This window comes from Bacillus sp. FG16, from assembly GCF_057809515.1.
On record NZ_JBMDKC010000099.1, the window covers coordinates 1 to 20,593 of the forward strand.

The window sequence follows — 20,593 nt, forward strand, 5'->3', positions numbered from 1 at the left end:
TTTGTACATGCTTAAACAAGTGAAAATGTACATGATCATCTTGACATTTACAGTAGAGAAAATGAAGAGATAGATTATTTATATTTCTTTGTTGAAGGAAAAGCGAAAGCGTTTAACACATTAAGTAACGGGAAATCGGTATTATTATGTTTTTACGATAGTTTGCAGTTACTTGGAGATGTGGAGTTAATTCATTCTCAAAGAATCACTTCAAACGTACAAGTGATGGCAGATTCGTATTGTGTGGGGTTACCTTTAGGAAAAGTGAGAAATAAGCTATTTCATGATGCGAAATTTTTAAGATGTATTTGCGGATCATTAGCACATAAATTAAACCGACTTTCAAAAAACAGTACAATTAATTTATTGTATCCGCTTGAAAATAGACTTGCGAGTTACATGTTAGCAGCAGGGGAACGAGCAGTTCAGCATGAAAATAGAATTGTGTTTAGTGGGAATTTAACGGAAATAGCGGAATTGTTAGGAACGAGTTATCGGCATTTATTACGTACTTTGAATCTCTTTTGTGATAAAAATATAATCAAGAAAAACAATGGTTGTTTTGAAGTAGTGAATGTAGAAGTTTTGAGGGAATTGGCTGCGGATGTTTATAAATAGGAGATGAAGTTATAAATGATTACACCTATATTTAGAATTTTTGATGTTGAAAAGGCTCAGTTATTTTACTTGAATTTTTTAGGTTTTAAACTGGATTGGGAACATCGGTATGAGGAAAATATGCCATTATATATACAAATTTCGTTAGATGATACTGTGATACATTTATCTGAGCATCATGGGGATGCTTCACCAGGTGGTGCAATTCGGGTCAAAATAGATAATGTAAAGGCTTATCATGCTGTATTATCAAGTAAAGAATATGCTTATTCGAAGCCTGATATAGAAATAACACCTTGGGGGACAAGCGAATTAACTGTGATTGATCCGTTTTTAAATAGAATTATATTTTATGAGGGAAAATTGTCGGAGTAGAAAGGATTCATATACAAATATTCATGGGTTAAGTAGTGTAGTTACGTGGTAAATGGAATGAAGAGTAGTTCATAAAGTAGTGAACTGCTCTTTTTCATGTTGTTAAACAGATTGAATTATTGAAAAATAAATCGTATGATAAAATACATGAACAAATGAGCATATATTCATTTGTTGTAAGGAGGAGGGAAAAGATGTTAGATGCAATCATTGTTGGAGCTGGTCAAGCGGGATTGACAATAGGATACTACTTGAAGCAGGTAGGATATAATTTTTTATTACTTGAGGCAGGAAAACGGGTTGGTAATTCATGGAGAAATCGATATGATTCTTTGCAACTTTTTACCCCAAGGTCTTACAGTAGCTTGCCGGGTATGGCGTTAATAGGTGAAAAAAATGAATTTCCATATAAAGATGAAATTGCAACTTATTTAGAAGAATATACAATACATTTTCAATTACCGGTACAATTGCAAACGGAAGTTTTAAAGATAAAGAAAGAAAAAGAAATATTTGAATTACACACTCCTACAGAAATTTTACAAACGAAAAAAGTTATTATCGCATCAGGTGGTTTTCAGCATCCATTTATTCCCTCGTTTTCAGAAAATCTTTCACCACATATTTTTCAAATACATTCATCACAATATAAATCATTATCGCAAATTCCACAGGGGAAGGTACTTGTAGTAGGGGGCGGAAATTCAGGAATGCAAATCGCAGTAGAACTTGCAAAAACTCATGAAGTTACGATGTCTATTAGTCATCCTTTAACGTTTTTACCGTTACAACTTTTTGGAAAAAGTATTTTTAATCTGCTAGAAAGAGTGGGTTTATTGTACGCTGAAATAAATACAAAGAGGGGGAGATGGTTTCAGAAGAGAAAGGACCCTATTTTCGGTTTTGAAGGTAAGAAACTTATTCGTAATGGAGCAATCAAACTGCAAGAAAAAGTAGTAAGTGCATCAGGAGATAACATTATGTTTCAGAATGGTAATATTTATAGTGCAGAAAGCATTATATGGTCAACTGGTTTTGTTCAAAATTATAATTGGATTGAAATTGAACAGGCAGTGAATGAGAAAGGATTTCCTAATCATATAAAGGGAATTAGTCCAGTAAGAGGATTGTATTATATCGGTTTGCCATGGCAATCTCAAAGGGGTTCCGCACTTATTTGTGGTGTAGGAAAGGATGCAGCATATTTGCTTTCTGAAATCAAAAAAATAGATCAGTAGCAATAACTACTGATCATCCATATGTACATGAATTAGGAGAGGTCAAACATTTATTAACTTTATTATAATAGATTTTCATAAAAATAAAAACTGAAAATTCTAATTTTATGTTGAGAAAGTTTTTTGTATCGAAATATATGAAAAAATAGGGATTTTCATCCCACATTAACGGGCAGTAAGGCCTCCACTGATTAAAGTTTCACTTTATTAAAAGGAAAAATGATATTTATATTTTAGCAAATTATGATATAGTCAAAATAAGTGTTTTTTTCCATAAATGTAATTATTTTAATTGTAGTTTCGTTTATATGAGGGAAGGAGAAGTAATTATGAAGTTTGATGATCAACGCTTACTAGGAGTCCGATTAGGTTCTGTACTTGTGACAGAGGAAAATCAATATTTAGTAATTAAGAAAAAAGATCATTATGCACTATTAAATATACATAATTTAGAATGCACTCATGTTGAAGTGCAGTTAGAACATTTGGAAGAAATGTTACATGAAGATTTCCAGGAAAGTATAACGGAAATTATCGCACCAGAACATATAAAAATTGTTGCGAAAAATGTTATATAGATAAAGAAGCTGGAAGGAACAGCTTCTTTATTTTCATTATAAGGATAACGTTTTTACAACCTCACCAATGATCCCTTCCATTTGATGAACACCTAAATCGGAATTGGTCATAATAACAGCCCCATTCCCGCAGTATGGATAACAAACCATCATACATTGAAATCCAACGCCCCATCCGAGTGAATAAATCTGTAATTCTTCATTAGAATCATCTAGAAAAACACCTAATCCAGTCCATTTTGAACAACCTTGAGGAGAAATCATGTCTAGTACTAATTTTTGAGAAAGTTTTAGTTTGCCCTTTCCTTGTAAGGAATGAATAATTTCAATTACTAAAGTTGATAAGTCAGTTGGTGTTGTCCAAATACCTGAAGCAGCTGCGAATGGATAAAATGGAAATCTCTCATTTGTTACAGTTCCATCTTTATTATGGCCGCAAGCAAAAACATCGGTTTTATCTATGTCTTTTGGAGAGAAGAGTGTACTATTTTTCATTTGTAGTGGCTGGAAGATATGTTCTTCTAATAACTGACTAAATGATTTTCCTGTAATATCTTCTAGTAGTAGTTCGATTATACAAAAGTTTGCGTCAGAGTAATGAAATTCACTTTCTGGTTTATAAGCTACCTCTATAGGTACAGGGCAATATAGTGTTTTACCGGAAAGGAGCTCAGACATATTAGGTAATCCTTTTGCAGGTGTATAATGTTCAAAACTATTAGGTGGATCAATGAGTCCAGATTGATGGCTTAATAAGTTTCTCAAAGTGATGCTTTTTTGTGAAGTAAATAGATTGGTAGGAATGTTCCAAGATGTGAGTTTATCATTTACGTCTTCATCTAAATGCACGATACCATGCTCTGATAATGTTAGTACGAGCATTGTCGTGATGAATTTGCTGATAGAGCAAGAATTAAAGAGAGAATTTGTAGTAACAGCTCTAGTTGTTCCAGCTTCAAGTGTTCCAAAGGCAGTCGCTTCATCTAGTTTGCCATTACGTATAACAGCGAGGCTTAAACCTACAACGGAATATTGGTTCATTTTCTCGTATATATTGCTACTTTTTAAGTTCATGGTGACTCCTTCCTTTAAAAACAGAATATTAATTTTATTATACAGTAGTAAAAAAAGAAAACACTCCGTCATTCACCAATGAAGTGTTTTCTCTTTTAGTTAGTTTGAAGTGAACTTTTGAAAAAATTTATCGCGGTACATGTACATAACCCATGAGGTTGTTATTAAAGAAATAATGATTTGTTTGTTTTTAATTGGTGCATTGAAAACCAGCCAACCCACTATATCAAATAATAAATGTAGCACGATTGAAAGAACTACAAATTGAAGTAACGTATATAAAAATCTTTTCATAAAGTGTCCCCCTAAAATAATAGGTTTTATTAACAGTTTGATATAGTGATATTATACATTAAATGTGTTATGTGGTAAAATTTACATAAGTTAGTGAGATAAAACAAATGAAAGTTAGTAAGGGGGAACATTCATGGAATTCTGGATGGTTATACCGATAGTAGCCTTTGGTTTCATTTATATCGCTGAAAAATTAACTACAATTGAAAAGAAAAATGATGCGCGTTTAAAGAGAATTGAAGATAGATTACAATTAATTACGAAAGAAATGGGAATTATAGAAAGAGAACCTGAAATTAATAAAGAACTACGTCAGCTTGTAGAAGAAGGCAAAAAAATTACAGCAGTTAAGAGAGTAAGAGAAGCTTTTGGTTTTTCCTTACTAGAAGCGAAGCAATATGTTGATAAATTATAAAAAAGATCATCCATTTGGGTGATCTTTTTTCACTGCACCATGCGTGTATTTACATAAGCGGCGATAATAAAGTGTCCAATTATAATGATAGGAATAACGATTGTGACATTAGGAGTAGTGAAGACACTACCGATTGTGGCAATGACACCAGCAACTAAATTATAAAGACCAACTATTTTTGATAACTTCACTTTATCAGGCACGCGGCGTTCGTTGAATCCTGATAAGAGCCAAGTGTATTGTTTTACTCCAATGAAATAAGCTAGTGCAAATGAAAGGATTGCCACTATGAATAATGATGGGGAAGCGAAGAGAGTCATTGAAAACACCTCCGTTAATAGGCTATAAATAAATTATAGTCTGAATGTTATAATTTAACAAAATGCAATTTTGATTTTAAGGGTAATAGAAAAATGGAGTATTTGTAATGAGGGGAGATTAAGTATGAATATTGTGGAATTTCAGAGGTATGTATCAAATTTCAGTAAAAAAAAAGGATTTCAAGACACAACAATTGAAGAGCGTACGATATATACGATAGCGGAATTAGGTGAATTAGCGGAAGTCATATTAAAGCGTGATACAATACAAGATGCGAAAAGAGAGATCGGTTTAGAAATGTTTGATGTAATTTGGAATGTATGTGATTTAGCAAATAAATTAAATATTGATTTAGAGAAGGCGTTTAAAGAAAAAATGAAAATTAATAAAAAGCGTGAATGGTAAGTAGAATTTTAATTTGTAAAGATGGGTGATATGAATGAAAAAGAAGCTTTTTATAGGAGGAATCTTTACTTTAATTAGTGTAATAAGTGTTGTCGTTTACTTAGTTTTTCAAGGCATATTCATTCCGAATCAAATAAGTGCTGATAAGTATGAAATAAAAGGTGTAGATGTCGCATCGTATCAAGGGGATATAGATTGGAGAGAGTTGGAAAAGCAAAATATGAAGTTTGCGTTTATAAAGGCGACTGAAGGAAGTTCGTTTGTGGATGAGTACTTTTCGAAAAATTGGAGGAATGCGAATAAGACAGATATGCGTATCGGAGCGTATCATTTTTTTAGTTTCGATAGTAAGGGTGAAACACAAGTAGAGCAATTTATACGAACTGTTCCAAAATATAAACAAGCACTGCCACCCGTGATTGATGTTGAGTTTTACGCTAACAAAAAAGATAATCCACCTAAGCGTGAAGATGTTACGAAAGAGTTGGCGGTCATGATTGAAATGCTAGAAAAACATTACGATAAGAAAGTAATATTGTATGCAACGCAAGAGGCGTATGATTTATATATAAAGGATGCGTATCCAAAATGTGATATATGGATTCGTAGTGTTCTTACAAAAACAAGTTTATCTGATGAGAGAAAATGGACGTTTTGGCAATACACGAACCGCGGGAGATTAAGCGGTTATAATGGAAAAGAAAAGTATATTGATTTGAATGTGTTTTATGGGAATGAGGAAGAGTTTGAGAATTATGGAATGGAAGATTAAGTTTTAAAGCGTACAAAATTTTGTACGCTTTTTTGTTAATTACATAAAAGTATGCAAATGAAGATGGAACAAACATTTGAGATGAATTGTATAATATAGGTAATAACTATTTAGCTTGAAAGAAAGGGTTGATAACATGAAAAAGAATACGTTGTTAAAAGTAGGATTATGTGTAAGTTTACTAGGAACAACTCAATTTGTTAGCACGATTTCTTCTGTACAAGCATCACAAAAGGTAGAGCAAAAAGTAATAAAAAATGAGACGGGAACCATTTCAATATCTCAGTTAAACAAGAATGTATGGGTTCATACGGAGTTAGGTTATTTTAATGGAGAAGCAGTTCCTTCGAACGGTCTAGTTCTTAATACTTCTAAAGGTTTAGTACTTGTTGATTCTTCTTGGGATGATAAATTAACGAAGGAACTAATAGAAATGGTAGAAAAGAAATTTCAGAAGTGCGTAACGGATGTCATTATTACACATGCGCACGCTGATCGAATTGGCGGAATAACAGCGTTGAAAGAAAGAGGCATTAAAGCGCATAGTACAGCATTAACCGCAGAACTAGCAAAGAAAAGTGGATATGAAGAGCCGCTTGGAGATTTACAAACAATTACGAGTTTGAAGTTTGGCAATACAAAAGTAGAAACGTTCTATCCAGGGAAAGGACATACAGAAGATAATATTGTTGTTTGGTTGCCACAATATCAAATTTTAGCTGGAGGCTGTTTAGTAAAATCTGCGGAAGCTAAAGATTTAGGAAATGTTGCGGATTCGTACGTAAATGAATGGTCTACATCAATTGAGAATGTGCTGAAGCGATATGGAAATATAAATTCGGTAGTACCTGGTCATGGAGAAGTAGGAGACAAGGGATTACTTTTACATACATTGGATTTATTAAAATAAGAAATTGTAGAAATACAAAAGAGAGGAGAAATAATTTTCTCCTCTCTTTCTTCTAACTATATTTAAATGCTGAATCTGTCGATTACGCCAGCATATATTACTGAGATTTTAATTCCAAGTATACAAATACTAGTACTGTCATAATTGCAATAACAACGTAAGTAGCATCAAGCATTATAAGTGTTTTTAAAGTTTCAGTCATCGTAATTCACCCCTGTTATAAAAATATAACATGATCTTTTTATTGATTAGATTAGAGATCATAAAGATAAAATGTATATGAAATTTCTTAAGTAGCTTCTATATAAATATATCATATAAATAATGTAAGTAATGTTAAGATAGTGTAAATGTATTGTAAATAAAGAGGTTTACAATAAAGGCTTTAATAAAAAAATGATAGTTCCTTAAAATAAAAAATACGCTATTCTCTTTCTATTGAATGATATAAAGAATAGCGTATTTGTATGTCTATTTTCATATGTGATGAATTGCAACTATTTGTATAAGGGATTCAAAAAAATTTTTTTCTTTGTATATATTTCTCCAAATTAATTATTTAGCTATTTAAAAGTATCGAAAGGTGTGTGCACACTAATGTGTTTTTTAGTGTCAATAAAAATATTATGTCAACAATATGAACTGTCACAAATCTTTATATATTATTGTGATTGATATCACATCACTTTTTTTCAATGGGTATTATGCTTAAGGTGTAATGAATGATTGGGAGAGGGTGGGATGATATGTTTTGTTATCAATGTGAACAAACGCCAACAGGTGGATGCAAAGTAATGGGTGTGTGTGGCAAGAATGAAACGATTGCTAGTTTACAAGATACGATTGTGTTTGGGTTAAAAGGAATTGCGGCTTATCGTACTCATGCTGCTCAGCTAGGGTATACGGATGCATTTGTAGATGCTACAACACAAGAAGCTTTATATATGACATTAACAAATTCTAATTTTAACGAACAAGAGCATATTGATATGGCTATGAAAGTTGGGAAATCAGCTTTACAGGTGATGGAGTTATTGGATGAGGCACATACGAATCATTTTGGTGTGCCAGAACCTGTCCAAATTACACAAAATCGTGTAGAAGGTAAAGCAATTGTAGTTACGGGCCATAATTTATTTGCATTAGAAGAACTATTAAAGCAAACAGAAGGAAAAGACATTAATATTTATACACATTCTGAAATGCTACCAGCACACGGATACCCGCAGCTGAAAAAATATAAACATTTAAAAGGAAACATCGGTAAGGCATGGTATGATCAAAGACGCCTTTTTGAAAAATTTACTGGTGCCATATTAGCTACAACGAACTGTGTTATGCCAATTAAAGGATCATACTCTGATCGATTCTTTTCATATGATATTGCAGGTTTAGAAGGTGTACAAAAAATTGAAAATGATGATTTTACACCATTAATTCAAAAAACGCTAGAACTTCCAGAAGTACATATGGAGTCGGATGAACAGTTAGTGACAGGGTTTCATCATAATACAGTATTATCATTAGCTCCAGAAATTATTGACGCAGTAAAAGAAGGGAAAATAAAGCGTTTCTTTGTTATCGCCGGTTGTGATGCACCGGGAAAAGGCGGAGAATATTATCGTGAATTAGCAACGTCACTTCCGCCAGAAACGGTTATTTTAACAACTTCTTGCGGGAAATTCCGCTTTAATGATGTGGATTACGGTGTTGTACCTGGTACGGAAATTCCGCGTTACATTGATTTAGGACAGTGCAATAATTCAATTTCTACAGTGAAAATAGCGGCTGCTTTAGCTGATGCTTTTCAATGTGAAGTGAATGAATTGCCAGTAAGTATTGTCCTATCATGGTTTGAACAAAAAGCGGTTGCTATTTTACTAGGGCTATTTAGTCTTGGGATTCAAGATATTCGCATCGGTCCAAAGGCTCCTGAATTTATTTCACCTGGCGTACTTGATGTATTACAAGAAACATTCGGTTTAAAACTGATTACAAATGCAGCAGAAGACATGGCTATGATGTTATCGTAACAAAAAATGATCTGTCTTATTAATAAGAAGAGCTAGCCATATTCATTAACTTTGGTATAGTATAGCGCCCCAAAATAAAAATGTAGAATTTTTTGTTTTGGGGTATTTTCTTTTCTTAGTGGGATAGGTATGGGGCAAAATAAAAAAAGAAAATAGGCTGTATCGAATAGGTAATAGTTGATTTTAGAAAAAATATAAAAATCGAGTTGACATCCATCGCTACTTAGTCATACAATGTACTTGTAGTAAGCAATACTGAGTAGTGTTGTTTCTCAAAATATTTTCAGTAGACAATAGGTAATAGCGGATTTTAGAAAAAATTTAAAAATCAGTTGACATCCATAACTACTTAGTCATACAATGTAGATGTAATAAGTAATACTGAATAGTTCGGATTCACAAAAACTACTCAGTAAAAAATTCGCCTTAGTACTCTGTGATACTGAATATAAGTCAGACAGAATAGGGGGTAAAGGAGGATCTGGACATGGAAAATTTAACTGAAATGCTGAAAGGTTCACTGGAAGGGTGTGTACTGGAAATCATTAGTCGCCGTGAAACGTATGGCTATGAGATTACCCGCCACCTGAATGATCTTGGGTTTACAGAAGTTGTGGAAGGTACGGTGTATACTATCCTCGTACGATTAGAGAAGAAAAAGCTTGTAAATATTGAAAAGAAACCATCAGATATGGGACCGCCTCGTAAGTTTTATTCATTAAATGAAGAAGGCCGCCAGGAGCTTGAATTGTTTTGGAAAAAATGGGATTTTGTATCGTCAAAAATTAACGTCTTGAAGTCAAAATAGGTTCATAAGATAAAATGTTCTGGCCGATACTTTGGGAATTTCTTGTTCGGTTTTATAAAAAAGGAGGAAAATAAGATGTTAGAAATGTTCAAAAAGTTAATTGGTGATAAAAAAGAGTACAAAATGATGATGGCACGAGTTGAGGCTCTGCCAGAGGACTACCAATTTGTATTTAAGAAAATTCAAAACTACATGTGGAATTTCTCAGCGGGTAACGGGATGGATATGTTACACATACAGTATGAATTAATCGATTTGTTCGAAGCGGGTGCAGCGGAAGGAAGACAAGTGCTTGACATTACTGGGGATGACGTGGCTTCCTTTGCTGACGAATTAGTGGCAAACGCTAAAACTTACGTCTCCAAGTATCGAGAAGATTTGAATGAAAGTATTATGAAGAAATTGAGAAAAAAATAAATGGAATAAGTAGTACCGACTGATTAGCTGGTTACACATATGAATTGCCACCATAGCTATTCAGTTATATTTTTAACTCGGTACTAAGTAATACAGAATATCAGTGATACTAAATAGATAGAGGTAAATAAATTATCTTCGCAAAACATTTTTATCCCGCATTAACGGGCAGTAAGACCCTCACCTCAAAATTCAGCGTAAGCAAAGAAGTTAGGTGGGCGATCAACTGCCCGTAAAAGCCCGATTGATTCAACTAATAATCAGTGGGGGATGAACAAAACCCCCACTGATTAAAATTTCACTTTATAGGGAGGAAAAAAGTATGAGTAATGCAGCGATTTCTGTAAAAGGCTTGAAAAAATCCTTTAAAGACAAAGAAGTTTTAAAAGGGGTAGATTTTGAGGTGCAGCGTGGAGAAATTTTCGCGCTGCTAGGCTCAAATGGAGCGGGAAAGACGACAACGGTCAACGTCCTTTCGACACTAATGAAGCAAGATAGCGGTGAAGTAAGTATTTGCGGATTTGATGTACAGCGTCAACCAGATCATGTTCGTCAAAGTATCAGTTTGACAGGGCAGTTCGCAGCTTTAGACGGTATGCTGACTGGGAGGGAAAACTTGATAATGATCGCCAAGTTACGTGGTGTTTCCAATCCCGCTCAAGTTGCTGACAATCTACTTGCAAGATTTAGCCTGACTGATGCGGCAAACCAAAGGGCAGATCAGTATTCAGGCGGAATGAAGCGCCGGCTTGATATTGCGATGAGTTTGATTGGGGCGCCAGCAGTTATTTTTCTTGACGAACCAACGACTGGACTTGATCCTGAAGCGCGAATCGAAGTGTGGGATACAGTTAAGGAGCTTGCCGGTAGCGGTACAACTATTTTGCTTACGACTCAGTACTTGGAAGAAGCAGAACAACTGGCAGACCGTATCGCTATTTTGCATGGCGGAAAAATTATTACGACAGGTACTCTTGCTGAACTAAAAGAGATGTTCCCACCGGCAAAAGTAGAGTATATCGAAAAGCAACCGACATTGGAAGAAATCTTTCTTGCGATTATCGGTAAAAAGGAGGGGATGTAAATGAAAAGTAAAACAGGTGTATTACTAGGTCGTTTAATGCGTAACATTATGCGCAGTCCGGATACAATTATTACAGTAGCGATTACACCGATTATGATGATGCTATTATTTGTTTACGTGTTTGGCGGCGCAATAAAAACTGGAACGGAAAACTACGTTAATTATTTATTGCCGGGAATTTTGCTAATGGCTATCGCATCCGGTGTAGCTTACACTTCTGTGCGACTATTTTCGGATGTAAAGAGTGGGCTGATGGCACGTTTCATTACGATGCCTATTAAGCGCTCATCGATATTGTGGGCTCACGTTTTAACCTCTCTAGTTGCTAATGTACTTACTATCGTGGTGGTTATTATTGTTGCACTCTTAATGGGTTTCCGTTCTAGTGCTAATATTCTAGATTGGCTCGCGGTAGCTGGGATACTTGGGATGTTTACGCTGGCGCTAACATGGCTAGCTATCATTCCAGGATTGAAAGCGAAGTCTATGGAAGGGGCGACTGCTTACTCGTACCCGCTAGTCTTTCTTCCATTTATTAGTTCGGCCTTCGTACCTACTGAAACGATGCCAAAAATTATTCGTGCATTTGCTGAGAATCAGCCTGTAACTTCAATCGTGAATGCGATCCGTGCTTTATTATATGAAGGAACTGTTGGCAACGACATTTGGATTGCGCTCGCTTGGTGCGTAGGTATAATGGTTATCTCTTACATTTTCGCCAGTAAAGCATTTAAACGTCAGTTAGGGTAAGAAACGAGATAAACGAAACCTTCAGGAATAATATATATTTAGAAAAGCACGGGAGATTTTCCGTGCTTTTATTATTTATTATGCTCTCATTATAGTAAATGAAATGGTATTTAAAAATAGGATAATTGTCCAGTGATAAAGTTTAATATTTGAGGCTCACTGCTTATGGAATGTATAAGCACACTCGTTTTTTAAAATCTGCTAATACTTCATCGGGTATTTCTTTGATTTTAATATCCTTCCCTAGAAAAAGCAGCCAATTTATTATTTCCGTCACTTCATCGGGATTGTTAATATTGATAAAAGTTTTTAAAATGGCTGTGGATTGGTAAGGATTAGTATAAGATATTGAAATTTTTAAAGGATGGTATTTTTTGAACTGGGCAATTGCTTTTGGTCCAAGTTCAAGTACCAAGTTGATTATTTCGTCCTTCTTACTTAGTTTTTCTAAAATCTTTTTCTTATTTAGCCTTTTTTTCGTCGTGTATGGTTCGATATTGGTGAGGTCATCGACAGGAAACATTATCTTCTTTTCTTTTTTTAAGTCAAACCCTTCAATGATCCAATGGCTTTTTTCTTGATAAAGGTGCAATAGATAAATTGGATAAGACTTGATTTCTTCATCTTCTTTCATAGTAATCAATAAATGGTTATCCAAAAGAAGGATTTGAATGAGTTTTTCTAACATAGGATGGGGGAGATCAGAAAGCTCAAGGAGATCGGGATTATGAGGGTTAGTCCCTTGGAAAAGCAAGAGTTGATTTAAAAGAACGAGATCATCTTGCTGGGTTTCTGAGATGAGTCCTAGTAGTTTTTCGGCTAAAGATTGACGACTCTTTAGGTAGGGAAGTTGTTGATTCCTCGTAGCCATAAAGGCAATAAAAAGAGCTTTCACTTCATTATCAGTAAAGCGAACAACGGGCAGGATAGAGTTGTGCATAACAAAATATCCCCCGGTCCTCCCAACTTCAGCGACAAGTGGCATTCCCATAGCTTCAATTTCTCTAATGTCTCTAATAGCTGTCGACCGTGATATGTTAAATTCTTGTATAATTTCAGAAATTGTAAAGTGAGAGCGGTTGTTGATATACCGCATAATTGTATTAATCCGTTCAACTTTTTTCATTTTGGTCTCCTAAACAGTATCATTTTTTGACATGGTTTAAAGGTATTATAAACGTATCAGATGAAAAGATAAATCGTTTGATTAATAAAAAAAGAGGCAGGTTTTGAATATGAAAAATTATACTATAGAAGAAAAAGATAGCTTTATTGTGTTAGGTATTGGAACTGAAATTAAGAGTGAATACACAGACTTTGCTGGAATAAATAAAGAAAAGGAAGACTTTTGGTCGGCTGTTAAAGAAGATGGAAGGCTGGACACTTTAAAAGCTTTAGCTACAAATGAATACATTTTTTCCGTGAGCGAAGCGGTGAATAACAAAATGATGTATTATGCGGGTGTCATGACAGAAGCACAAATAGAAGAAGAATCTAGAGTGATTCAGTTTCCGAGGGGAGAATACTTAGTAGTGAAAGGGGAAGACAAAACGGCTGAAGAGCTAAGTAATAAGCTTACTGGCATCGCCTTCGGTCAAGCTTTACCAGAAGCAAAGGATTTTGCCTATGTTGGTGGACCGAATACAACGGTTGAGATGGGGCAGAGAAATGGCTTAGTATTTGGTGAAATGTGGATTCCTGTTGTTAGGAAGTAAAGTGATAAAAGGTGCGAATATGGAAATTAGAGGCTAACGATCTTGTATTGTTGGCCTTTTTGAAATGAATATAATATTCATATACTGCTACACAGTATGTTCTGATAAAATGGAATAAAAGGGAATTGCTGTAAGGTGGTGGCAGATTGAATAAAAAAAGATTATTTGAGCTATTCATAGTAACGTTTGTTTTTCTATTCCTTCATGTAAGTACATTTACTAATGAAAAATTTAACGATAAATTGGGATCCTTTACTTTCATTGTGCTACTTCTTATGCTTTCTATTTACACTGCATTTATAGAAAAGTATTTTGATGATATACAAAAGTGGATTCGAAATATTACATGTTGCTTTGCTTTATTCGTAGTGGTTTTAGTAGCTCTATGGATAGGTTATTTTTAGTCCTTACCTAAGAGAATGAGAAATATGTGATTACACTACATTCGATTCGATAATATTACTTAGTTGCATCGGTTTATATTAATTTTTTCTCTCCACAATCAGGATAAAATGTACAATAGGAAATTTTATGTAAGATAAAGAAGGAAGGTTTATGGTGAGCCTGAGTACTTTGCTAGCTTTTGCGCTTGTTTCACTTAGTATGGTGAGCCTATTTTGATTTATCTTATTTCTCATTCCATTACGTAGGGGCGTATGGCAGGATTTATTTTGTTTATTGAGCATCATGCTTGGATTTGTAATTCATATAAATGAAGCAACTTTAGTATTCACTCAAAAATCCATTGTCTATGAAACAACTAGATTTGTAAACGGCTTTAATAGAAAGATGTCTATTGTATTTTTTGCGGCAAGATTAAATAGCTTTTTTGTTACTTTACAATAAAGTATACTTAATATCAGTAATTCATGTAATTAGGGGTGGTTTCTATATTTAGAGAAAATACAAAAAGGATACTTCTGTCATTAGTAACAAATCCAATACTAATAATTGTATATGGGATTTTTTGTTATGATTTGGCCTTATACTGTAAGTACGGAAGAATGAATTATAATATTTACATTTTGTTATTATGTATAGTACTTTTTATATCCATAACTACATTTACTACAATGCGGGTGATAAAAAATAGAGAATATGAATCTAAAAAATTAACAAATTCAATAGCATGGAGATCCATTTCTATTATCATTATTGTTGCAATTACATCATTTTATGGGATGCAGATTTATAAAAGTGCAATAAATTACAATGGTAAATTGGCATGGTTTATAGAAAAGTTAAAACATGAAAGGTCAGTTAAATTTAAACATAATAATATATATAAGTCTGGAGTAGAAGGTATTTTTGAAGATATAAATAAAAAATATCCTTTGCCAAAGAAATTGTATATGGCAACTGATTTTGATCTTACATTTCATTCAGATGGAACAATCACAGCGTTTGATACATTTGTTTATGGGAAAAATGATGATGGGAAAGAAGAAACTTATTTAATCTCTTATAATAAGAAGAAGTCAGAAGATATTACTATAATACGAGACGGATACGCAAAGCCTGATTATAATGATGATAAATTAGTAGAACCTTTAATTGAAACGGTTAAGGCGATTCCAGTTAAGCAAACGGTTAGAAAATGGAATGAAAATAAGTATGGGTTGATTTATTATGGAAAAAGAAATTGGGGATCCAATACAGAGGGAATTATTAATATTACTGAGGATGGTAAGGGGCAGAGTCTTAAAAAAGCAGCTTCTGATATCATTGGATATACTGTATCTATATTTGTCCCTGGAAAAGAGCAAGAGCTAGTCCCTGCTAGATATAATTTAATAAGTGACGCAAGTTGGAGTAAATCAAAGACGCCTCCAAAAGAAGATATGCTTAAAGAGAAGAAACAACAAGATTTAAAGAATGAAAAAGAACAGTTTTTCCTATCGAAAGAAGTTGGTTATAAACTAAATATGACAGATAAAGCATTAGGGAGCGCCTTTTATTCATTAAGCAAGACTAGTGATGAAGGGAAAACATGGGAGGTTATCAATCCAGACCCATTTAATGGGGGGATTGGTAGTGTATCAGGAATCACTTTTATAAATGATAAACTTGGGTTTTTAGGAGCAATTAGGCCTTCTGGTAATGAAGGAGAGTTATATCGCACAGATGATGGGGGAGTATCTTTCAAAAAGGTAGAATATCCGCCGCATGAAGTGAAATTAGATCATACACAGTCCACAATAAGTCCTTTTGATTCACCTAGTATGCCATATGAGAAAGATGGGGTTTTTAATATGTTAGTTGGACAAGGGGCAGATGGAGACTACAATGGCGATAGTAGTGCACTTTATCAATCAAAAGATAACGGAGAGACATGGGAATTTGTAGAAGAAGTGAAAAAGAAATAATTAGAATTTTTTTGAAAAATAAGGTAACTACTCAGCTATACATTTTATTTAGAAGTTTGGTAAGGGGTATAATTCCAGCCATGAAGATAAAAATGGACCTATACCTCGCTGCCTTTCTTTGTTTTATTTCTTATGCTTACTATCAACGCTATATTTATAGAAAGGTATTTTGGTGATATACAAAAATGGATTCGAAATATCACATGTTGTTTTGCTTTATTTGTAGTGGTTTTAGTAGCTCTATGGATAGGGTACTCTTAGATCCTTACTTAAGAGAATGAGAAGTATGTGATTACAATACATTCGATCCGATAATATTACTTAGCTGCATCGATTTATATTAATCTTTTCTCTCCTCAATCATGATAAAATGTACAATAGGAAATTTTATGTAACATAAAGGGGGAAGGTTTATGGTCAGCTTGAGTACCTTGGTAGCTTTTGCAATTGTTTCGCTTAGCATGGTCTGTTCACCTGGGCCTAATATGATTTACCTCATTTCCCGTTCCATTACGCAGGGACGTATGGCGGGATTTATTTCTTTATTGGGCATCATGCTCGGATTTGTAATCTATATAATCGCAACTATGTTTGGACTTACAGTTCTATTCGTTGCTGTTCCCGCTGTATATGAAGCAGTAAAGTGGGCAGGTGCTGCTTACTTGCTCTGGCTCGCCTGGAATTCAATAAAACCTGGTGCTACATCTATTATGAAACCTCGTACGATTTCTAATGAGCCACCAAGGAAATTATTTCTGATGGGACTCATGACGAATCTTCTGAATCCAAAGATTGCTATTTTGTATGTATCACTTCTACCTCAATTTGAAGATCCAGAGAAGGGATCGTTGCTTTTTCAAGGTGCAGTTTTGGGCCTTACACAAATCACTGTTAGCTTTATAGTTAACCTCCTAATTGTATGTACAGCAAGTAAAATTGCAAAATGGTTTGGCACACGCCCGACGTGGCTACGAGTACAGCGTTGGCTTATGGCAAGTGTTTTAACGGGGCTTGCTATACGCCTTGCTTTTGAACGTCGACAGTAAGAGCCTCTTTACCGTCAGTTTCTATAATATAACCTAATAAATATTAATATAATTTATGTATAGTAGATATTTACCTTATAAAATAGGGGGGAATATTATGACTGAGACAAACGAATCTTCAGGAGTTAATTTGAAAAAAGATGTGAAGTTTTCTATTATAATTCCTGCGCATAATGAAGAAAAGTACATTAGAAAATGTTTAGATTCAATTGCAAAGGCATCAGAGGCATATAAAGAGCAAACGGAAGTTATAGTTGTTTTAAATCGTTGTACAGATAAAACAGAGGAAATAGCAAAATCTTATAATTGTATTACATTGAAAAATAACGATAAAAACTTATCTAAAATTCGAAATGCAGGGGCTAAAATAGCTAGTGGAGAAATAATCGTTACTATAGACGCTGATACCATAATGACAGAGTCTATGTTGTCTAATGTAGATAAATATTTAGCTTCAGGTACATACATTGGTGGTGGGGTGAATGGGAAGTTTGAAAGAATATCTTTAGGAATATTTCTCTCCGCAATGTTAATCATAATCCCTTTACTTTTTAAGTACGGAGCTATATCTGTAGGGATTTTTTGGTGCTATAGAAAAGATTTTATGGCAATCAACGGATTTAATGAAAACATGCTTATGGCAGAAGATGCAGATTTCGCTAAACGTTTAAAAGAATGGGGAAAGAAAAATAATAAGAAATTCGGTACTATTAAAAATGGAATGATAACTTCATGCAGAAGATTTGATACATATGGAGACTGGACTTTACTTAAAAATCCAAAAGTAATTTTAGCTTATCTAAAAGGAAATGATAGAAAATACGCAGATAAGACATATTATGATAACCAAGAAAGATAAAAATGGAGAAAATCGGCAGAGGATAGCTAGTACTTTTTTAGATATAATGAGAATCCAACTTAATTTAATAGATATTATAAGAAAACCATCAATTTGATTATCCTTTTTCAAATTGATGGTTTTTATTTTTGAAATAAATATATATTTTTTTATAAAAATATTTTTTGACCCCCATAAAACTATGTATTCCTCCGAATATGTATAGTGAAGAAAATAAATAGAAGAAAAATGACTAGGAAAGAATATAGAAGCATTAATAAAATTACTAGATTAAGTGGGTATCCAAAATAAAAGGATGAAATTACCAATGATATAGAGAAGAGTTATTCAAGGATTGCAGATAAAATAGAAAAAGAATAAGCAAAACGAACGGTAGAAAATAAGAAAGTAGATAAAAATATAAACTTAACTTTAGTGCCGAGAGAAAAGGAAAATCATTAAGAAAACGTTGGGAAAAGTTAGACTCGAAAAATATAACTAACAGCAAGAAGACAAGCCCGAAGAAAAGTACCAAGAAAATCTGGTTAAATGGTCACTTGTGTAGTGGCCATTTTGCTATTTGAAGGAGGCTGGGAGATTACAAGTGTTGAGTTTAGTAATGAAGATCTTAAGAAAACCGAAAATAGAAGATATCGTATGTAACATACAAAACAACGAAGAAGATAAAGAAGCATTTATCGTACAGTATCAGCCTTTTATTAGAAAATCAATCTCATCTGTCTGCCGCCGATATATTACAGAACAGGATGATGAATATAGCATTGGATTGTTTGCGTTTAACGAAGCAATTGAACAGTATTCCTATACAAAAGGAAAATCCTTTTTAGCGTTTGCTGATCTTCTTATAAAAAGAGATGTAATTGACTATATACGTAAGGAGTCTAAACATAACTTTGTCTTTTTAAAAGAAGATGAGCAAGAGGAAATGTTAGAAATGCAAGTGTCGCTTACGGAGTATATGAAAGAGATGGAAAATAGTAACCGTAAGGAGGAAATTCTTCATTTTCAAAGTGTGCTAGCTGAGTTTAAAATCACATTCTCAGAGCTTGCTAAAGAATCTCCTAAGCATCGTGATACGCGTGAGCACTTAATAGAAATTGTGAAAATTATTATAAAAGAAGAGGAAATGATGGAAGAGCTGTTCCGAAAGAAAAAGTTACCGCTTAAACATATTGAACCGCGTGTTAGGGTGAGTCGTAAAACGTTGGAACGACATAGAAAATACATTATTGCAATGTGTATTATTTTTGCAAACAACTATACATATATTCTGGATTACATAAGAGGGGAAAAGCATGATGAATAAAGGAATTGTGATGGATATAAAAAAGCATAGCGTAGTTGTTTTAACACCAAATGGAGAGTTTATTACGTGTAAAAGAAAAGGGGATTCTTGCATGATTGGGGAGGAAATCTCATTTGATGAGCAAGAACAAAAAGCATCGCATTTTTCGATCCCTTCCTTTTTAAAACCTGCATCAATACTTGTTGCTTGTTTTCTATTTGCAGTGCTGTTTTTCTACAACCAACCAGAAGAAAAAGTATTTGCTTACGTCTCAGTTGATATAAATCCAAGTTTAGAGGTGAGCGTAACGAAGGATTTTCGTGTTATAGATTTGCAGGCTTGTAATGATGATGGAAGGCGTATTTTAAAAGAATTGAAGCAATGGGAAAATAAACAATTGCAAGAAGTAGTACGTACTATTATACAGCAAAGCCAAGAGGATAAGTATTTAACGAATGATAAGCAAGTTATGCTAACAGCTGTTGCAAAGGACAAGGCGCTAGAACAACAGTTAGAAAAGGCAATGAAAGAATTGAAGAAAGAATATGAGTTAAAACATATTACAGTTGAATATCAAAGTAGCACGATGCAAGTACGAGAGAATGCTAGAAAAGCTGGAATTGGCACAGGTGTCTATATAAAGCAAGAGAATGAGAAAAACAAATCGCTTACTCCTCCTGCCACGCCGCCTAATCCGGTGGAAAATGAAGAAGAGGTGCAATCACAGCCGGAGTCATCTCCTGATGCATCAATGGATTTATCTCCTGTAGACGAAAAAAATATGAAAAGCAAGAGCAGAAAGAACAAAAGAAAACAGAGGAACAGCCATCGAAGCAAATAAAAGAAAACAATGGAAGAGGATCACAGCAAGAAAATAGAGGGAATCAACAGGAGAATAACAGTAGAGAATCACAACAAGGAAATAATGGGAATCAGCAAGGGAACAACGGAAGAGGATCCCAACAAGGGAATAATGGAAATGGGCAAGGGAACAACGGAAGAGGATCTCAACAGGGAAATAACGGAAACGAGCAAGGGAACAATGGAAGAGGGCCTCAACAAGGGAATAATGGAAATGGGCAAGGGAACAATGGAAGAGATCCTCAACAAGGAAATAATGGGAATCAGCAAGGGAACAATGGAAGAGATTCTCAACAAGGAAATAATGGGAATCAGCAAGGGAACAACGGAAGAGGATCTCAACAGGGAAATAACGGAAACGAGCAAGGG

General features: G+C 34.1%; 23 protein-coding genes and 3 pseudogenes. 22 read left to right on the top strand and 4 right to left on the bottom strand.

Features of this window, described 5'->3' with window-relative positions; translation table 11 throughout:
* Positions 1-54: 54 nt before the first annotated feature.
* From ACODS7_RS25730 to ACODS7_RS25745, 4 genes and pseudogenes are all read left to right on the top strand, one after another.
* A pseudogene (locus tag ACODS7_RS25730) lies at positions 55-618 on the top strand (cyclic nucleotide-binding domain-containing protein); the annotation flags it as partial.
* Positions 619-633: 15 nt separating this feature from the next.
* On the top strand, positions 634-993 hold the full coding sequence (locus tag ACODS7_RS25735; RefSeq protein WP_043936317.1) for a glyoxalase superfamily protein: 360 nt from the start codon (positions 634-636) through the stop codon (positions 991-993).
* Positions 994-1,187: 194 nt separating this feature from the next.
* A complete protein-coding gene (locus ACODS7_RS25740; RefSeq protein ID WP_050844354.1) occupies positions 1,188-2,231 on the top strand; it encodes a flavin-containing monooxygenase in 1,044 nt (347 codons plus the stop codon).
* A gap of 329 nt (positions 2,232-2,560) precedes the next feature.
* A complete protein-coding gene (locus ACODS7_RS25745; RefSeq protein WP_000666947.1) occupies positions 2,561-2,809 on the top strand; it encodes a hypothetical protein in 249 nt (82 codons plus the stop codon).
* A gap of 36 nt (positions 2,810-2,845) precedes the next feature.
* Here the strand turns inward: ACODS7_RS25745 and ACODS7_RS25750 are convergent, their stop codons facing one another.
* Both ACODS7_RS25750 and ACODS7_RS25755 read right to left on the bottom strand, forming a co-directional pair.
* Positions 2,846-3,883, bottom strand: coding sequence for a serine hydrolase domain-containing protein (locus ACODS7_RS25750; RefSeq protein ID WP_029442895.1), 1,038 nt, complete (start codon positions 3,881-3,883; stop codon positions 2,846-2,848).
* A 99-nt stretch (positions 3,884-3,982) separates the two neighbouring features.
* On the bottom strand, positions 3,983-4,177 hold the full coding sequence (locus ACODS7_RS25755; RefSeq protein ID WP_016080811.1) for a hypothetical protein: 195 nt from the start codon (positions 4,175-4,177) through the stop codon (positions 3,983-3,985).
* A 133-nt stretch (positions 4,178-4,310) separates the two neighbouring features.
* Between ACODS7_RS25755 and ACODS7_RS25760 the strand changes: the two genes are divergently transcribed.
* Positions 4,311-4,592: a hypothetical protein gene (locus ACODS7_RS25760; protein WP_000397728.1), complete on the top strand. Its 282-nt coding sequence runs from the start codon at positions 4,311-4,313 to the stop codon at positions 4,590-4,592.
* A 29-nt stretch (positions 4,593-4,621) separates the two neighbouring features.
* Here ACODS7_RS25760 and ACODS7_RS25765 read toward each other — a convergent pair whose 3' ends face one another.
* The gene (locus tag ACODS7_RS25765; RefSeq protein WP_000171769.1) at positions 4,622-4,912 is read right to left on the bottom strand and encodes a DUF3784 domain-containing protein; all 291 of its coding nucleotides are present in this window, start codon (positions 4,910-4,912) and stop codon (positions 4,622-4,624) included.
* 124 nt (positions 4,913-5,036) lie between these two features.
* Between ACODS7_RS25765 and ACODS7_RS25770 the strand changes: the two genes are divergently transcribed.
* From ACODS7_RS25770 to ACODS7_RS25805, 8 genes are all read left to right on the top strand, one after another.
* A complete protein-coding gene (locus ACODS7_RS25770) occupies positions 5,037-5,318 on the top strand; it encodes a MazG nucleotide pyrophosphohydrolase domain-containing protein (protein WP_029442894.1) in 282 nt (93 codons plus the stop codon).
* 34 nt (positions 5,319-5,352) lie between these two features.
* Positions 5,353-6,090 carry a glycoside hydrolase family 25 protein gene (locus ACODS7_RS25775; protein WP_029442893.1) on the top strand — a complete coding sequence of 246 codons (738 nt, stop codon included), beginning with the start codon at positions 5,353-5,355 and terminating at the stop codon, positions 6,088-6,090.
* A 136-nt stretch (positions 6,091-6,226) separates the two neighbouring features.
* A complete protein-coding gene (gene bla2, locus ACODS7_RS25780) occupies positions 6,227-7,000 on the top strand; it encodes a BcII family subclass B1 metallo-beta-lactamase (RefSeq protein ID WP_088114172.1) in 774 nt (257 codons plus the stop codon).
* A 746-nt stretch (positions 7,001-7,746) separates the two neighbouring features.
* Positions 7,747-9,033 (top strand): hydroxylamine reductase, encoded by a 1,287-nt coding sequence (hcp, locus tag ACODS7_RS25785; RefSeq protein WP_016080816.1) that lies wholly within the window; start codon positions 7,747-7,749, stop codon positions 9,031-9,033.
* Positions 9,034-9,520: 487 nt separating this feature from the next.
* On the top strand, positions 9,521-9,841 hold the full coding sequence (locus ACODS7_RS25790; protein ID WP_000429488.1) for a PadR family transcriptional regulator: 321 nt from the start codon (positions 9,521-9,523) through the stop codon (positions 9,839-9,841).
* 75 nt (positions 9,842-9,916) lie between these two features.
* Positions 9,917-10,258, top strand: a complete 342-nt coding sequence (locus ACODS7_RS25795; protein WP_000891986.1) for a DUF1048 domain-containing protein — start codon at positions 9,917-9,919, stop codon at positions 10,256-10,258.
* A 322-nt stretch (positions 10,259-10,580) separates the two neighbouring features.
* Positions 10,581-11,342 (top strand): ABC transporter ATP-binding protein, encoded by a 762-nt coding sequence (locus ACODS7_RS25800; protein ID WP_029442889.1) that lies wholly within the window; start codon positions 10,581-10,583, stop codon positions 11,340-11,342.
* A complete protein-coding gene (locus tag ACODS7_RS25805; RefSeq protein ID WP_029442888.1) occupies positions 11,343-12,092 on the top strand; it encodes an ABC transporter permease in 750 nt (249 codons plus the stop codon). It begins immediately after the preceding gene.
* A 163-nt stretch (positions 12,093-12,255) separates the two neighbouring features.
* Here ACODS7_RS25805 and ACODS7_RS25810 read toward each other — a convergent pair whose 3' ends face one another.
* Positions 12,256-13,218 (bottom strand): helix-turn-helix transcriptional regulator, encoded by a 963-nt coding sequence (locus ACODS7_RS25810; RefSeq protein ID WP_029442887.1) that lies wholly within the window; start codon positions 13,216-13,218, stop codon positions 12,256-12,258.
* Positions 13,219-13,327: 109 nt separating this feature from the next.
* On the opposite strand from ACODS7_RS25810, the gene ACODS7_RS25815 reads away from it, so the two are divergent.
* The 9 genes and pseudogenes from ACODS7_RS25815 to ACODS7_RS25855 all read left to right on the top strand — a co-directional run.
* On the top strand, positions 13,328-13,807 hold the full coding sequence (locus tag ACODS7_RS25815; protein WP_003309742.1) for a GyrI-like domain-containing protein: 480 nt from the start codon (positions 13,328-13,330) through the stop codon (positions 13,805-13,807).
* 146 nt (positions 13,808-13,953) lie between these two features.
* Positions 13,954-14,211 (top strand): DUF3963 domain-containing protein, encoded by a 258-nt coding sequence (locus ACODS7_RS25820; protein WP_001036208.1) that lies wholly within the window; start codon positions 13,954-13,956, stop codon positions 14,209-14,211.
* Between the two features lie 274 nt (positions 14,212-14,485).
* On the top strand, positions 14,486-14,653 hold the full coding sequence (locus ACODS7_RS25825) for a hypothetical protein (protein WP_326299821.1): 168 nt from the start codon (positions 14,486-14,488) through the stop codon (positions 14,651-14,653).
* A gap of 35 nt (positions 14,654-14,688) precedes the next feature.
* On the top strand, positions 14,689-16,173 hold the full coding sequence (locus ACODS7_RS25830; protein WP_308448043.1) for a WD40/YVTN/BNR-like repeat-containing protein: 1,485 nt from the start codon (positions 14,689-14,691) through the stop codon (positions 16,171-16,173).
* A gap of 105 nt (positions 16,174-16,278) precedes the next feature.
* A pseudogene (locus ACODS7_RS25835) lies at positions 16,279-16,434 on the top strand (DUF3963 domain-containing protein); the annotation flags it as partial.
* Positions 16,435-16,586: 152 nt separating this feature from the next.
* Positions 16,587-17,219, top strand: a complete 633-nt coding sequence (locus tag ACODS7_RS25840; protein WP_029442885.1) for a LysE family translocator — start codon at positions 16,587-16,589, stop codon at positions 17,217-17,219.
* Positions 17,220-17,316: 97 nt separating this feature from the next.
* Positions 17,317-18,078, top strand: coding sequence for a glycosyltransferase family 2 protein (locus ACODS7_RS25845; RefSeq protein ID WP_029442884.1), 762 nt, complete (start codon positions 17,317-17,319; stop codon positions 18,076-18,078).
* A gap of 583 nt (positions 18,079-18,661) precedes the next feature.
* Complete coding sequence (sigI, locus tag ACODS7_RS25850) at positions 18,662-19,384, top strand: RNA polymerase sigma factor SigI (protein ID WP_002082432.1); 723 nt, start codon at positions 18,662-18,664, stop codon at positions 19,382-19,384.
* Positions 19,374-20,593, top strand: a pseudogene (locus ACODS7_RS25855) (anti-sigma factor domain-containing protein); the annotation flags it as partial. The gene sigI and the pseudogene ACODS7_RS25855, both read left to right, overlap by 11 nt.

Bases quoted from the DNA above. Each gene is read 5' to 3' on its own strand.
- ACODS7_RS25770 (WP_029442894.1), top strand. From the start codon at position 5,037: ATGAATATTGTGGAATTTCAGAGGTATGTATCAAATTTCAGTAAAAAA.
- ACODS7_RS25810 (WP_029442887.1), bottom strand. From the start codon at position 13,218: ATGAAAAAAGTTGAACGGATTAATACAATTATGCGGTATATCAACAAC.
- ACODS7_RS25745 (WP_000666947.1), top strand. From the start codon at position 2,561: ATGAAGTTTGATGATCAACGCTTACTAGGAGTCCGATTAGGTTCTGTA.
- ACODS7_RS25735 (WP_043936317.1), top strand. From the start codon at position 634: ATGATTACACCTATATTTAGAATTTTTGATGTTGAAAAGGCTCAGTTA.
- ACODS7_RS25765 (WP_000171769.1), bottom strand. From the start codon at position 4,912: ATGACTCTCTTCGCTTCCCCATCATTATTCATAGTGGCAATCCTTTCA.
- ACODS7_RS25795 (WP_000891986.1), top strand. From the start codon at position 9,917: ATGTTAGAAATGTTCAAAAAGTTAATTGGTGATAAAAAAGAGTACAAA.
- ACODS7_RS25815 (WP_003309742.1), top strand. From the start codon at position 13,328: ATGAAAAATTATACTATAGAAGAAAAAGATAGCTTTATTGTGTTAGGT.
- ACODS7_RS25840 (WP_029442885.1), top strand. From the start codon at position 16,587: ATGGTCAGCTTGAGTACCTTGGTAGCTTTTGCAATTGTTTCGCTTAGC.
- ACODS7_RS25775 (WP_029442893.1), top strand. From the start codon at position 5,353: ATGAAAAAGAAGCTTTTTATAGGAGGAATCTTTACTTTAATTAGTGTA.
- ACODS7_RS25800 (WP_029442889.1), top strand. From the start codon at position 10,581: ATGAGTAATGCAGCGATTTCTGTAAAAGGCTTGAAAAAATCCTTTAAA.
- hcp (WP_016080816.1), top strand. From the start codon at position 7,747: ATGTTTTGTTATCAATGTGAACAAACGCCAACAGGTGGATGCAAAGTA.
- ACODS7_RS25790 (WP_000429488.1), top strand. From the start codon at position 9,521: ATGGAAAATTTAACTGAAATGCTGAAAGGTTCACTGGAAGGGTGTGTA.
- ACODS7_RS25740 (WP_050844354.1), top strand. From the start codon at position 1,188: ATGTTAGATGCAATCATTGTTGGAGCTGGTCAAGCGGGATTGACAATA.
- ACODS7_RS25845 (WP_029442884.1), top strand. From the start codon at position 17,317: ATGACTGAGACAAACGAATCTTCAGGAGTTAATTTGAAAAAAGATGTG.
- ACODS7_RS25760 (WP_000397728.1), top strand. From the start codon at position 4,311: ATGGAATTCTGGATGGTTATACCGATAGTAGCCTTTGGTTTCATTTAT.
- ACODS7_RS25805 (WP_029442888.1), top strand. From the start codon at position 11,343: ATGAAAAGTAAAACAGGTGTATTACTAGGTCGTTTAATGCGTAACATT.
- bla2 (WP_088114172.1), top strand. From the start codon at position 6,227: ATGAAAAAGAATACGTTGTTAAAAGTAGGATTATGTGTAAGTTTACTA.
- ACODS7_RS25755 (WP_016080811.1), bottom strand. From the start codon at position 4,177: ATGAAAAGATTTTTATATACGTTACTTCAATTTGTAGTTCTTTCAATC.
- ACODS7_RS25750 (WP_029442895.1), bottom strand. From the start codon at position 3,883: ATGAACTTAAAAAGTAGCAATATATACGAGAAAATGAACCAATATTCC.